Raw genomic sequence first — 14,572 nt, 5'->3', positions numbered from 1 at the left:
GGTCCTCGCCGAATGACATCCTGTCGCCCTCCAGCTTCAAAACCTCGACTCCAGGCCGGTTCGTGCGGGCCGGGGGTGCAGCCGGCCTCGCAACCCGAGACGTCGACGATCGGCCCCACCTCAACCGAGCCCTCGGCTCCCCGCGCCCCCGAGCTCGCCGGGTCGATCGGCGGCTCGTCGCAGCCAGACGCGGAGGGTGGACAGGAGCTGCTCGCCGCCGACCGGCTTGGACAGGTAGTCGGACGCCCCGGCCTCGATGCACTTCTGCCGGTCCTCTTTCATCGCCTTGGCCGTCAGGGCCACGATGGGCAGGTCGCGGAACGCCTCCCGCCCGCGGATGGCCCGCATCGTCTCGTACCCGTCCATCTCGGGCATCATGATGTCCATCAGGACCAGGTCGACGTCGGGCGTGCGGTCCAGCTGCTCCAGGGCCTGAAGGCCGTTCTCCGCCCGCAGGACCAGCAATTCCCAGCGCTCCAGCTTGCTGGTCAGGGCGAAGACGTTGCGCAGGTCGTCGTCGACGATCAGGACCTTCCTGCCGGCGAGCTCCGGGTCGGCCAGTTGGCCCTGGTGGAGCATGCTCCGGGTCTCGGGCCGGAGCTCGGCCTCGACCCGGTGGAGGAACAGGGCCGTCTTGTCGACCAGGTGCTCCAGCGACCTCACGTCCTTGACGATGGTCGCCTCGGCCAGCACGTCCAGGCGGGCCTGCTCCTGCGACGTCAGGTCGCGAGCGGTATGGACGACGACGCGCAGGCCCGGCGTACTGATCTCGCGCTTGATCCGCTCCAGCAACTCCAGTCCGCCCAGGTCGGGCAGGCCCAGGTCGAGGATCAGGCAGTCGAAGCGGCGGGCCTGGAGCGCTTCGAGCGCCTCCAGCGCGGTGCCGACGGCGGTGACGTTCACGTCGCCGTCGCCGACGGCCGCGACGATGCCGCCCCGCTCCAGCTCGTTGTCTTCGACCACCAGCAGCTCGCGGATCCCTCGTTCGACGAAGCCCTTGAGGCCCGCCAGGGCTTCGTCCAGCGACCGGCGGCTGACGGGCTTCTTCAGGAAGGCGAAGGCCCCCAGCCGCATCCCACGCTGCCAGCTGTCGTCGACGGAGATGATGTGGACGGGGATGTGTCGAGTCCCGGGGTCGCGCTTCAGGCGGTCGAGGACGACCCAGCCGTCCATGTCGGGAAGCCGAAGGTCGAGCGTGACCGCCGCCGGCCGCAGCTCGCGCGCCAGCTCCAAGGCCGCCTCGCCGAAGGACGTGGCGACGGCCTTGAAGCCCATTTCGTGGGCCTTGTCCACCAGGATCCCGGCGAAGCGCGGCTCGTGCTCCACGATCAGGAGGACGCGGTCGCCGTCCTCGATCGCGTCGCGATGATCGGCGAGGGCCGCCGGCCTGGGCGAGGCCACGTACGTCGCCTCGCGGCCATTCCAAGAGGGGGCGGTAGGGGGCGGATTCGAGGCCGAGCCGCCGGGCCACGCCGCGTCCCGGCGACCGGCGGGGGCGTGCCCCAACGGCAGGAAGAGGGTGAACACGCTCCCCTGGCCGGGCGTGCTCTGGACGCGGATTTCGCCCCCGAGCAGGTGGGCGATCTCCCGGCTGATCGACAGCCCCAGGCCCGTCCCGCCGTACTTGCGGCTGGTCCCCGTGTCGGCCTGCTGGAACGGCTCGAAGATGATCTTGAGCTTGTCCGACGCGATGCCGATGCCCGTGTCCCCGACCGCGAAGGCCACGGCCGCGCCGGCCCGGCCCAGCGCCGGATGTCCCGAGCTCCAGCCGCCGGCGGCGAGGGCCACTCCCAGGCCGACCCGGCCGCTTTCCGTGAACTTGAACGCGTTGGACAGCAGGTTTCGCAGGACCTGCTGCAGCCGCTTGGCGTCCGTGGCGATCGAGCCCGGCAGGCCGTCGGCCAGCTCGATGGCGAGCTCCACCCCCCTGGTCTCGGCCACCGGGCGGAACGTGCGCTCGACGTAGTCTCGAAGGTCGGCGAACGGGACGTCGGCGACGTCCACGGCCATGGTCCCCGACTCGATCTTCGCCATGTCGAGGATGTCGTTGATGAGCGACAGCAGGTCCGATCCCGAGCCGTGGATCGTCTGGGCGAACTCCCGCTGTTTCGAGGTCAGGTTCCCCTCGGCGTTGTCCGACAGCATCTCGGCCAGGATCAGCAGGCTGTTCAGCGGCGTGCGCAGCTCGTGGCTCATGTTGGCCAGGAATTCGCTCTTGTACTTCGAGGTCAGCGCCAGCTGCTCGGCCTTCTCCTCAAGCTCCTGCTTGGCCAGCTCGATCTCCCGGTTCTTCCCCTCGACCTGGCTCTTCTGGGTGCTCAGCTGGCCCGCCTTGGTCTCCAGCTCCTCGTTCGCCCGCTTCAGCTCGTCCTGCTGCCTCCTGAGCAGGTCCTCCGACTCCTGGAGCGAGGCGGCCTGCCTCTCCAGCCGGGTGTTCGTCTCGCGCAGCTCCTCCTGCTGGCTGGTCAATTCCTGGGCCAGGGACTGCGACTGCTTCAGCAGCGCCTCGGTGCGCATGTTGGCCGCGATCGTGTTGAGGACGATCGCGATCGTCTCGGTCAGCTGGTCGAGCAGGTTGAGGTGGATCTCGGTGAAGCGACGGAACGAGGCCAGCTCGACCACCGCCTTGACCTGGCCCTCGAAGATCACCGGCAGGACGACGATGCTCAGCGGCGGGGCCTCTCCGAGCCCGGAGCCGATCCGCACGTAGTCGCCCGGCACGTCGGTGACGAGGATGCGTTCTCGCTCGTAGGCGCACTGGCCGACGAGGCCCTCTCCGACGCGGAATTCGGTCCGCAGCCCCCGACGCTCGCGGTACGCATAGGTGCTCGTCAGCTTCAGCGTCGGCGACTCGCCGTCGGCCCCGTCCATCATGTAGAAGACGCCGTGCTGGGCCTGGACGACCGGGGCGAGCTCCGAGAGCACCAGCTTGGTGACGGCCATCAGGTCGCGCTGGCCCTGGAGCATGCGGGTGAACTTGGCCAGATTGGTTTTGAGCCAGTCTTGCTCGGTGTTCTTCTGCGTGGTGTCCTTGAGGTTGCGGATCATCTCATTGATGTTGTCCTTCAGCGCCGCGACCTCGCCCTGGGCCTCGACGGTGATGGAGCGGGTGAGGTCGCCCTTGGTGACGGCGGTGGCGACCTCGGCGATGGCGCGGACCTGGGTGGTCAGGTTGGCTGCGAGCTGATTGACGTTCTCCGTCAGCCCCTTCCAGGTGCCGGCCGCCCCGGGGACCTTGGCCTGGCCCCCGAGCTGTCCCTCGACCCCCACCTCGCGGGCCACGCTCGTGACCTGGTCGGCGAAGGTGGCCAGGGTGTCGATCATCTCGTTGATGGTGTCCGAGAGCGCCGCGACCTCACCTTTGGCCTCGACGATGAGCTTGCGTTTCAGGTCGCCGTTGGCCACGGCCGTGACGACCTTGGCGATGCCGCGCACCTGGCTGGTGAGGTTGCCCGCCATCCCGTTGACCGAGTCGGTGAGGTCCTTCCAGACGCCGGCGACGCCGCGCACCTGGGCCTGGCCGCCGAGCTGGCCCTCGGTCCCGACCTCGCGGGCGACGCGGGTGACCTCGCTGGCGAAGCTGTTGAGCTGGTCCACCATCGCGTTGATGGTGTTCTTGAGCTGGAGGATCTCCCCTTTCACGTCGACGGTGATCTTCTTCGACAGGTCCCCGTTGGCCACCGAGGTCGTCACCTCGGCGATGTTGCGCACCTGATCCGTCAGGTTGCCGGCCATCGAGTTGACGTTGTCGGTGAGGTCCTTCCAGACGCCCGCGACGCCGCGCACCTGGGCCTGGCCGCCCAGGCGGCCCTCCGAGCCGACCTCGCGGGCCACCCGCGTCACCTCGCTGGCGAAGCTGTTCAGCTGGTCGACCATCGCGTTGATCGTGTTCTTCAGCTCCAGAATCTCGCCCCGCACGTCCACCGTGACCTTCTTGGTCAGGTCGCCGTTGGCGACGGCGGTGGTGACCTCCGCGATGTTGCGCACCTGGGCGGTCAGGTTGCCCGCCATGCTGTTGACGCTGTCCGTCAAATCCTTCCAGACGCCCGCCACGCCCTGGACCTGAGCCTGCCCGCCGAGCTGGCCTTCGGTGCCGACCTCGCGGGCCACCCGCGTCACCTCGCTGGCGAAGCTGTTCAGCTGGTCGACGGTCGTATTGATCGTGTCCTTGAGCTGGGAGATCTCGCCCTTCACGTCGACGGTGATCTTCTTCGACAGGTCGCCGTTCGCGATCGCCGTCGAGACCTCGGCGATGTTGCGCACTTGGGCGGTCAGGTTGCTGGCCATGCTGTTGACGTTGTCCGTCAGGTCCTTCCAGGTGCCCGCCACTCCTTCGACCTTGGCCTGCCCGCCGAGCTTGCCTTCGGTGCCGACCTCCTTGGCGACGCGGGTGACCTCGCTGGCGAAGCTGTTGAGCTGGTCCACCATCGTGTTAATGGTGTCCTTGAGCTCCAGGATCTCGCCCTTCACCGGGACCGTGATCTTCTTCGACAGGTCGCCGTTGGCCACCGCGGTCGTCACCTCGGCGATGTTGCGCACCTGGGCGGTCAGGTTGCCCGCCATCCCGTTGACGTTGTCCGTCAGGTCCTTCCAGACGCCTCCCACGCCCTGGACCTGGGCCTGGCCGCCGAGCTTGCCCTCGGTCCCGACCTCGCGGGCGACGCGGGTGACCTCGCTGGCGAAGCTGTTGAGCTGGTCCACCATGGTGTTGATGGTGTCCTTGAGCTGGAGGATCTCCCCCCTGACGTCGACGGTGATCTTCTTCGACAAATCGCCGTTGGCGACGGCGGTGGTCACCTCGGCGATGTTGCGCACCTGGCCGGTGAGGTTGCCCGCCATCCCGTTGACCGAGTCGGTGAGGTCCTTCCAGACGCCGGCGACGCCGCGCACCTGGGCCTGGCCGCCCAGGCGGCCCTCCGAGCCGACCTCGCGGGCCACCCGCGTCACCTCGCTGGCGAAGGAGCCGAGCTGGTCCACCATGGTGTTGATGGTGTCCTTGAGCTCCAGGATCTCGCCCCGCACGTCGACGGTGATCTTCTTCGACAGGTCGCCGTTGGCCACCGCCGTCGTCACCTGGGCGATGTTGCGCACCTGGGCGGTCAGGTTGCCGGCCATGCTGTTGACGCTGTCCGTCAGGTCCTTCCACGTCCCGGCCACGCCCTTGACGTCGGCCTGTCCGCCGAGCTTGCCCTCGGTGCCGACCTCGCGGGCGACGCGGGTGACCTCGCTCGCGAAGGAGCCGAGCTGATCGACCATCGTGTTGACCGTCTGGCCGATCCGCAGGAATTCGCCCCGCAGCGGGCTGCCGTCGTGCTCCAGCGGGATGCGTTGCGAGAGGTCTCCCTTGGCCACGGCGCCGATGACCCGCGAGACCTCCTCGACGGGCCTGACGAGGTCGCCGATCAGGCCGTTCATGGAGTCGATCCTGGCGGCCCATCCGCCGCCCGCCGGCCCCGCGGCGGCGCGCTGCGAGATCCGGCCTTCCTTGCCGACGGCCTCGGCGATCCGGGCGATCTCGCCGGTGCTCCCTTCCATCAGCTCGGCGACGTCGTTGAACGCCTCGGCGATGGACGCCCCGATGACCGAGTCGTCGGCGATCAGTCGGACGCTGAAGTCTCCCTTCTTGAGGGACTTCAAGGCCGCAAGCAGCCGTTTCCCGTCGTACTGGCCGTTGGACGGGAGCGCCGCGGCGCCGGCCCTCCCTTGCGGCTCGGACGGAGAGGCAGCGCCCGAGCCGACCTCGGTCGGCGATCTCGGCGACGGATTCTTGGGCACGGGAAGAACCTCCGGTTGATCGTCCTCGGCCGGTGCGTCGGGTCCCCTGTGGGCGGAGCCGGCACCCGAGCAGGGAGGGGCGCTGTCGATTAGCTGCGACGTAGCTCGACGGGACCGCCCGATCTAGGTCAGGAACCGATCGCCGACGCACGAAGCTCGTGCTTCACGCCGGCTCGGGGCGAGCGGGTGCGGGGTGACGGCAGCGTGGTCGTCGATCGTCGCTCCGACTTCGTCCTCCAAGGCGGGGCGGGGTGGATGCCCGGAGTTTCGGCGCCTCGGAGTGGACGACGCCATCGGTTTTGAATGGGGGCAAGGATCGTCCACTCGTGCCGCAAGCCTCGCACCGGTATGATCGACTACGATACTCACGCCCCGAACAGGTCCGCAAGGGCTCCCACGCGGGATCGACTTGATGGATCAAACATCGGTCTACTTTCGAGACGCCGGGCTTTGCGAGGCCGACGCAACCATTACAAGGCCCAGGCCGACTCGAACTGGGCCGGCGGGGGGACATGGACGGGTCGAGTATGCAGGGTCCTGAAATCGGGGCATGGCCCGGCGAGGTCCCGCATCTCGTACAGTCTTACAGGAGCAGGCATCTCCTCGGCCGTCGACCCGGTTATGATGAGCCTTCGGCCCATAGGGCGCAGGGCGTGCATGAGAGCCCGGACGCCTATCGGGCTCGTCCGCAAGAGGCCTGGGCGCAGGTTCTCGATACGGATCGGTCGCTCGGTCGTCATCGGGGGTCCCTTTCGATTGACACGCAAGATGGGGGCTGACATGCGCCCGGATCAGGCGAGAGAGATTTCGGAGCGAGACCAGCTCTGGGCCAGCTTGCGGGCCCTGCGCGCCGAGGTCGACCATCTGGCCGTCGGCGAGTTCGCCGGCACCGAACGCCAGGTCCGAATCGTGACGCTGCTGGCCCGCATCGTCGCGGCGGAGATGGACTACAGGGCCCGCGCCGCCGGCCCGGAGTAGCGTCTCACGTCCCACCGTCGAGATCGGCCGGGGGGCCGTCCTTACGGGGGTCCGACCCGCTTCGACGACCGCCCGGGAGATGCGGCGAACGAACCGGCGACCGCCGTCGTTCGCGAGCCGCCGCGGAGGTAGAGAGCCTGACGCCAGGCGGTCGCTCCGAGTTCGGCCATGCGGTGCCGTACGACCGGCCGAGCGGTCCTCAATGGGTGGGATCGGATCCCTTCATCGAGCGTGAGAGGCCGCGCCGCCGCGGGGCTCGCGGGATGGGCTGCTTCGACGGTCGACATCGACCGCGTTCCGACCCGCGAGAGGTACCCCGTCCATGTCGAGGCCGAGCGCGACCAGGAGCCGGATTGGGGCCCGGACCACGAATCAAGTACTCTCATCGCGAGGCCATGACGAGGTCTCGGGCAAGCTCGAAGGTAGGGCGGCGGTTCGTCATCGGCGGGGGGGCGGGCGTCGGCTTCGCCGTCGCGCCGAGATACGGCCGCGAGGGGGGCGACGAGATCTTCTCCCACCTCGACGAAGCGGAGGCTGCGAACCCCTTCGAGGCGGCCGCGGCGATGGACCGAGCCGTGGAGGATTTCGACGTCGTCGACGACGCGGTCGGCGACGTCTCCGCAACGGTGCCCGGGACTCATCGCGCCGGCCGGCCCGCCTGGGGGCCCCCCGCCTTCTGGGACGCGATCCATGCCACGGTTGATCGCAGCGTCTTCCTGGAGCCCGTCCGGCTCGGACGGCCGTAAGCAGGAGATGCGGCGAGTCGAGGTGCGACTCCCAGACCACCGGATCGATTGACGTCCATCATCCGAATTGTCTCGTTTTCCACATTCCGAATCCCCTCGACGTCCCTTCCTGCATCGATGCCGCGGATCAATGCCGTCGGGGCCTCCGAGCGGATCGACGGCCTCGTCCGCCCTCGGTCAAGCCTTTGGCCGCCGGTGGCAACCGATGCCGGGATTGCGACATGAAAGGGACGACGTCGGCCGGCTCGTGATCCGCCTCGACGGAGCCGTCCGGCGTCGCCCCCCTCGCCGGGGCAGTCGGCGCGGACGCCGGCGGCGTGCGGCGCAGTCTCGTCAGCGCTTCGGTCGCCCCGACGTATCGCCGCTCGGCCGCGGCCTGCCGCCTCGTCATACGGTCCAGGCCCTCGGCCGTCAGGCCCCCCGGACGGGCGGCCGCCAGGTCGGCGTGGTGGACCTGCAGCCGGCAGGCGAGCACCCAGTCGACGAGTAACCGCCCCGGTGGCAAGGGTCCGGCCCGACCGGGTCGCGCCTCAGGTCGGCCGCCTTTGCGAACACCTCGGCCGGCACCGCGTCCGGCCCGACGTGCACGGCCATGTCGCCCCGCCGCCGCCACGCGACGGACCGGAGGTCGAGATCCGTCCGCGGCCCGGGCGGCGTCTCACCGCCGCGACGCGAGGCGGAAGGCCGTGGGTCTCGGCGAAGGTCTCGATCGGCCCCGACATTCTCCGCGGCTCCTCTGATTTCGCCCCCTGAATCGTTCGCCCTCTTGGCCATGCCTTTCAGCTCGCGGGACCGATATGACCGGAGCCGGTCCAGCCGCCGACTTCGGCCCGGAGTCCTTTCGCGGCCATGCTCGTTCGGCGGGACGACTTAGAGCGCGGCGTCACGACGATGACCAATGTCACCGTTCCCGAGAATTTCGTATCACTGGTTTGACCCGGACTCGCTTCTCTCTTATGTTCCGATGTCCCGGAGGTGAATCCGAACGCCACGTCCGTTCGGGCCCCCGATCGACGGTCGCTCCAGGTCCGTCTCGGCCCAGACGTTCTCTTGCGCATTCGTCCACGTCCGCCGGCGGTGTCGTCCCCGCCGCGTCGGCCGCCATAGCCCGTCCCGTCTCCGTTCCTCCGGGTTCCGATGATTCGCCCCTTGAGGGAAGAGGAGGTCCGATGCGCTCCTTGATCCGGGTCCAGTCGCCTCGACTTCCGGCCCGTCGCAGCCGATGCGCGTCGCGACTGCGGCCCGGCCTGGACGCGCTGGAGCACCGCCGCCTCCTCGCGGCCCCCGGGTTGACGCTGAACATCCTCGCCGACTCGATCGCCGCGAACGCCGGCCCCGGGGCGACCAGCGGGACGATCACGCGGACTTCCGCCGACGTCTCCCAGTCGCTCACCGTCTCGCTGACCAGCTCGGCCCCGTACGCCGCCGCCGTGCCGGGCTCGGTCGTGATCCCGGCCGGCCAGGCCTCGGCGACCTTCGCCGTGGGCGCCCCGACCGGCAATGCGACGCCCGGCAATCAGGTCGTCACGATCACCGGTTCCGCCACGGTCGACGGCGTCTTCGGCCGAGACGCCTCGTTCGGCGCCGCGGCGCCGGGCTTCGGGGCGAACGCGGTGGCCGCTCAGGCCGACGGGAAGATCATCGCGGCCGGGACGTACTACACCGGCGTCTCGTCGAACTATAACAATTTCGCCGTCCGTCGGTACAACCCCGACGGCTCCCCGGACGCGACCTTCCGCAACGGCTCCGCGGCCGTCTACGGGAAGGTCGGGCGGACGATGACGGCGCAGGCCGTGGCGGTCCAGCCCGACGGCAAGATCCTCGTGGGCGGCTACTACCAGGACCAGGGCGCTTCGAGCTGGAACATGCAGCTCGCCCGCCTCACCGCCGACGGGCAGCTCGACCGCTCGTTCGGGGCCGACGGATGGGTGAGCCTCGTCCCCACCTCGGGCTCCTACAATGAGATCTGGGCGCTTGCCGTGGCGGCCGACGGGAAGATCCTGATCGGCGGCGCCATCTCCAACGCCTCGACCTACGCCGATTTCGCCGTCGCCCGCCTGGATTCGACCGGCTCGCTCGACCCGACCTTCGGAAGCGGCGGTTACGCCACGACGAGCTTCGCCGTCGGCGGCGATCGGGGTTATGGCCTGGGCGTGCAACCGGACGGCAGGATCCTCCTCGCCGGGACGAGCTTCGGGGGCAACTCGACCTCGAACTTCGCGGTCGCCCGCTGGACGGCCGACGGCCGGCTCGACCCGACCTTCGGATCGGGCGGCAAGGTCCAGACCGACGTCCCCGGCTCCTTCGATCAGGCGCGCGGGCTCGCCCTCCAACCGGACGGGAAGATCGTCGTCACCGGTTCCTCCGGGGCCGACATGGCGCTCGTACGCTACACGACGACCGGGGCGCTCGACGGCTCCTTCGGCGCGGGCGGGATCGTCGTGAAAGACCTGGGCGGATACGAGACGGCGTCGTCCGTGGTGCTCCAGGGCGATGGGAGGATCGTCGTCGGGGGCTTGTCCGACGGGGCGGCGCCGTTCCGGCCCGTCTCCCGGTTCGCCGCCGACGGCTCCTACCTCGGCTCGGCCTCCGGGACCGCCGTCAACGCGATGGCCCTCCAGCCTGGGGGGCGCATCGTCGTCGTCGGCGGCTCGCCCAACGCCGGCTACCTCGACGCCTACGCCGGGTCCTCCACCGTCACCGCCGGCGACGCGGTGACCGTGATCGGGACGCAGGTCCCCACGGCCGGCGGCGACGCGTACGGCGCGCAGAAGAGCACGACCCTGGCCGTCGCGGCCCCCGGCGTCCTCGCCAACGACGCCAGCCCGTCCGGGAGGACCCTCGCGGCGGTGCTCGTCGCCGGCCCGAGCCGCGGATCGCTCAGCCTCCATCCCGACGGCTCGTTCGCCTACGCGCCGTACGGGTCTTACCTCGGCTTCGACACGTTCAGCTACCGGGTCACGGACGGCGTCTACACCTCGAACGTCGCCACCGTCGGCCTGAGCGTCGCCGGCGTGAACGACGCGCCGGCCTCCGGCGACGATTCCTACGAGCTCGTCACATCCGGCCAGACGTCGCAGCTGCGGATCCAGGCCCCCGGCGTCCTCGCCAACGACGGCGACCCGAACGGCCAGCCGATCACGGCCTCGCTCGCCTCCTCGCCGACCCACGGCACCGTGGCCCTCAACCCCGACGGGTCGTTCACCTATACTCCGACCGGCGGCTTCTACGGCGTCGATCGCTTCACCTACCGGGCGAGCGACGGCGCGCTCGGCGGCGTGCCGGCGACCGTGAGCATCACGGTCTACGGCCGGCCCACGGCCGTGAGCGAATCCTATTCGACCCCTCAGGACACCCCGCTGACCGTCGCGTCGCCCGGGGTCCTGGGCAACGACGTCTCGCCCAACGGGCTGCCGCTCCGCCCCTACGTCTCGGCCGCCCCGAACAATGGGACGCTCGCCCTCAACCCGGACGGTTCGTTCACCTACACGCCCCGGGCCGGGTTCGTCGGCCGGGACGCCTTCGCCTACTACGTCTACGACGGCAAGCAATCCAGCGCGACGGTCGTCGACACGATCGACGTGGCGTTCGTCGATCGGCCGCCGTTCGCCGGCGACGACGCCTACAGCTACCGGCCGGGGTCTCCGCTCACCGTCGCCGCCCCCGGCGTCCTCGCCAACGACGGCGACCCGGACGGCCGGCCGGTCACGGCGTCGGTCGTGACGCAGCCGGCCCACGGCTCGCTGACGTTGAACGCCGACGGCTCCTTCACCTACACCGCCGCGGCCGGGTGGATCGGCCCCGACGCCTTCACTTACAAGGTCCGCGACGGCGAGTTGGAATCCGCGATCGCGACAGTGCGGCTCATCGTCGCCGACTCGTCGGGCAACCAGTGGACCCAGCGCGGGGGCGACGCCGGGCACTCGAACTACGTCGACGCCCGCATCGACGCGACCGGCATCGCGGCCGCCTGGAGTCAGCCGCTGAACTACGCGTCGGTCGGATACTGGGCCCAGTCAGGCAATCGGGCGGTCGCGATCGACGACATGCACGTCTACCGGACCGACCTGGACGGCTACTGGGCTTCCGGCGAATATCACATCATCGCGTACGACCTGAGGACCGGGGCCCCGGTCTGGAACCGGGTCGTCGTCGGCAACGGCCCGGTCAGCGCCCCCTCGATCGCCGCCGGCAAGGTCTACGTCAACCGCTCGGGCCACTCCGGCATCTCGGGCGGGACCGACGCCGACCGGCCGTGGATCTACCAGCTCGACGCCCGCACCGGCGCGACCCTCCTCCGCCAGACGTACTCCGCGCAATGGGATTCGGACGAGCGGCCCGCGATCGCCGGGGACCAGCTCGTCGCCCCGGACGGCTACTACGGCGGCTTCAGCGCGTGGACGGCCTCGTCGCTCGCCCGGCAGTGGAACAATCCGGGGTCGCAGTCCGAGTCCCCGATGGCCGCGTTCGACGACCTCTACGTCTACGCCTACGGCAACAAGGTGTACTCGCGCACGACGGGGGCCTATCAGGGGGAGGTCGCGCCGCCGGCCGGCATGTCCTGGGTCGGCTCCCCGGTCGTCTCGGGCTCGGGGCGGCTGCTGTTCAACGTGCGCGACTCCTTGAACTACCCGGCTCGGTTCGGCGTCTCGTCCTACGACGCCGAGAGGCGGACGCCGCGCTGGACCGTCGTCCTGCCCGCGGCCCCGGCGGGCAAGGCGGTCGGGAACGGCGTGGTCGCGGTCGCCGCGGGGGCGCAGCTCATCCTCCTCGACGAGGCCACCGGCGCGCAAATCAACACGTGGGACGCGCCCGACAGCCTGAACTCCGAGATCGTCCTGACCCGCACCCACGCCTTCGTCCAGGCGTCGAACTACGGTTACTCGCGCGTCTACGCGATCAACCTGGCGACCGGGCAGCCCGAATGGAGCTACGAGAACCGGACCGCGGGCGAGGACGGCGGGACCTTCATGGAGATGGCCTTCGGGGGGGGCCACCTGCTCTTGAGCAACGACGCGTTCGTGACGGCGTTCGCCGTGCCCGGCGCCCCGAATGGGGGCCCCGTCGCCGCGGACGACTCCTATACCACGGCCCAGGGTTCGTCGCTGACGATCGCTGCCCCCGGCGTCCTGGGCAACGACGGCGACGCCGACGGCGACTCGCTGTCCGCCGCCCTGGTCGGCGGCCCGGCCAACGGCGTGGTCGCCCTCGGACCGGGCGGATCGTTCGTTTACACGCCGGCCCCGGGCTTCGTCGGGGTCGACCGATTCACCTACAGGGCGAACGACGGTCGGTCCAGCTCGAACGTCGCGACCGTCACCGTCGTCGTCGATGCGACCCCGACCGCTTCGGGGCAAGCCGTCTCGCTGGTGCAGGGGGACTCGAAGGCGATCACCCTGGCCGCGGCCGACCCCGACGACGCGGCGCTGACCTACACGATCGTGGCCGGCCCGGCCCACGGGACGCTCACGGGCTCGGCCCCGAACCTCGTCTATACGCCCCACGCCGGATACGCCGGCCCCGACGGCTTCACGTTCGCGGCCTCCGACGGCCGATCCTCGAGCGCGCCGGCGGCCGTGACGATCGACGTCAAGCCGGCCCTCGCGCTCACCTGGAACGACCCCGCCGGGATCGTCTACGGCACGCCGCTGGGCTCCTCGCAGCTCAACGCCACGGCGAACATCCGGGGCGAGTTCGCCTACAGCCCGGGCTTCGGGGCGATCCTCGGCGCCGGGGCGGGCCGGGTGTTGACCGCGAATTTCGTCCCGTACGATCCGGACTACCGGGCGACCTCGGTCCAGGCCCGGATCGACGTGCTGAAGGCGACGCCGACGCTGACCTGGTCCGTCCCGGCTCCGATCACGTACGGCACGCCGCTGGGCTCCTCGCAGCTCAACGCGACCGCCTCCGTGCCCGGCGGGTTCGCCTACACGCCGGGGGCCGGCGCCATCCTGAACGCGGGTCCGGGGCAGAGGCTCTCGGCGACCTTCACCCCGGCCGACGCGGCGAACTTCAACGGCGTCGTTCTGACGACTTCGATCGACGTCCTGAAGGCGACGCCCACGATCACCTGGGCCGCGCAGGCGGCGATCGTCTACGGGACGCCCCTGGGGCCGTCGCAGCTGAACGCGACGGCCTCCGCGCCCGGCGCCTTCAGCTATTCGCCCGCCGCGGGGACGGTCCTGAGAGCGGGCGCCGGTCGGGTATTGAGCGTCGCCTTCAGCCCCGCCGACTCGGCGAACTACACGACCGTCGGCTTATCCACGACGATCGACGTGCGGAAAGCCACGCTGACCGTCGCCCCCGCGAGCAAGGACATGGGCCGCGGGGACGCCATGCCGGCCCTCTCCTATGCGATCTCCGGCTTCGTCCCCGGCGACCTCGCCTCGGTCGTCTCCGGGGCGCCCGCCTTGACCACGACGGCCACGACGGCGAGCGCGGCGGGCCGGTATCCGATCACGGCCGCCGTCGGCACGCTGGCCGCGGCCGATTACGACTTCCGGCTCGCCTCGGGGACGATGACGATCCATCCGAAGGTGCTCGACGTCCGGGTCCGCTGGGGGTCGAGGTCGATGTCCCTGATGGGCCCCGCCCGCCCCCTGCCGTTCGCGAACATAACGGCCGTCGACGTCGTCTTCTCGGACGACGTGAATGCGAGCCTCGCCAACCTGTCGCTCGCCAGCACCGCCACGGCGGGCAAGTCGTACCGCTTCGACGGGTTCGGCTTCGACCCGAGCACGGACACGGCCACATGGACGTTGCCGACGGCCCTGGGCGTCGATCGCTTGATGCTGGCCCTCGACGACAAGTTCGGCGCCCTGGTCGATCCGACGATCTCGGTCTGGAACGCCGCGCCGGTCCGGTTCGACGTCCTGCCGGGCGACGTCGACGGCGACGGGCGGGTGAGCAATTCGGACCTCAACTTCTACAAGAAGCCGCCGTCGCATCTGCTCCTGTGGATGGACATGGACGGGGACGGGGACGTGGACAAGGCCGACAGGGATTGGGTGAGCCGAAGGATCGGCACGCGCCTCCCCTGATGGGACGATCCTCCGGCCCCCGAAGGGACTCGG

The 14,572-nt window shown here is 70.1% G+C and carries 4 protein-coding genes; 3 read left to right on the top strand and 1 reads right to left on the bottom strand.

Features of this window, described 5'->3' with window-relative positions; all coding sequences use genetic code 11:
• Positions 1-120: 120 nt before the first annotated feature.
• Entirely contained in the window at positions 121-5,775 is a 5,655-nt protein-coding gene (locus G6O68_RS28970) for a HAMP domain-containing protein (protein WP_165252761.1), read from the bottom strand.
• Positions 5,776-6,555: 780 nt separating this feature from the next.
• On the opposite strand from G6O68_RS28970, the gene G6O68_RS28965 reads away from it, so the two are divergent.
• The 3 genes from G6O68_RS28965 to G6O68_RS28955 all read left to right on the top strand — a co-directional run bounded on the left by G6O68_RS28965 (position 6,556) and on the right by G6O68_RS28955 (position 14,539).
• Positions 6,556-6,753 carry a hypothetical protein gene (locus G6O68_RS28965; RefSeq protein WP_165252759.1) on the top strand — a complete coding sequence of 66 codons (198 nt, stop codon included), beginning with the start codon at positions 6,556-6,558 and terminating at the stop codon, positions 6,751-6,753.
• A 395-nt stretch (positions 6,754-7,148) separates the two neighbouring features.
• Positions 7,149-7,499, top strand: a complete 351-nt coding sequence (locus G6O68_RS28960; RefSeq protein ID WP_165252757.1) for a hypothetical protein — start codon at positions 7,149-7,151, stop codon at positions 7,497-7,499.
• A 1,169-nt stretch (positions 7,500-8,668) separates the two neighbouring features.
• Positions 8,669-14,539: an Ig-like domain-containing protein gene (locus G6O68_RS28955; protein ID WP_165252755.1), complete on the top strand. Its 5,871-nt coding sequence runs from the start codon at positions 8,669-8,671 to the stop codon at positions 14,537-14,539.
• Positions 14,540-14,572 lie beyond the last annotated feature (33 nt).

It is taken from the genome of Paludisphaera soli, assembly GCF_011064595.1.
In the GTDB taxonomy this organism is placed as follows: domain Bacteria; phylum Planctomycetota; class Planctomycetia; order Isosphaerales; family Isosphaeraceae; genus Paludisphaera; species Paludisphaera soli.
Note: the sequence above shows the minus strand (reverse complement) of the source record. Positions and strands in the feature narration are given on the sequence as shown.

What these genes read in the sequence shown, in the direction of transcription:
- G6O68_RS28960 (WP_165252757.1), top strand. Translation starts at nt 7,149, where the DNA reads ATGACGAGGTCTCGGGCAAGCTCGAAGGTAGGGCGGCGGTTCGTCATC.
- G6O68_RS28955 (WP_165252755.1), top strand. Translation starts at nt 8,669, where the DNA reads ATGCGCTCCTTGATCCGGGTCCAGTCGCCTCGACTTCCGGCCCGTCGC.
- G6O68_RS28965 (WP_165252759.1), top strand. Translation starts at nt 6,556, where the DNA reads ATGCGCCCGGATCAGGCGAGAGAGATTTCGGAGCGAGACCAGCTCTGG.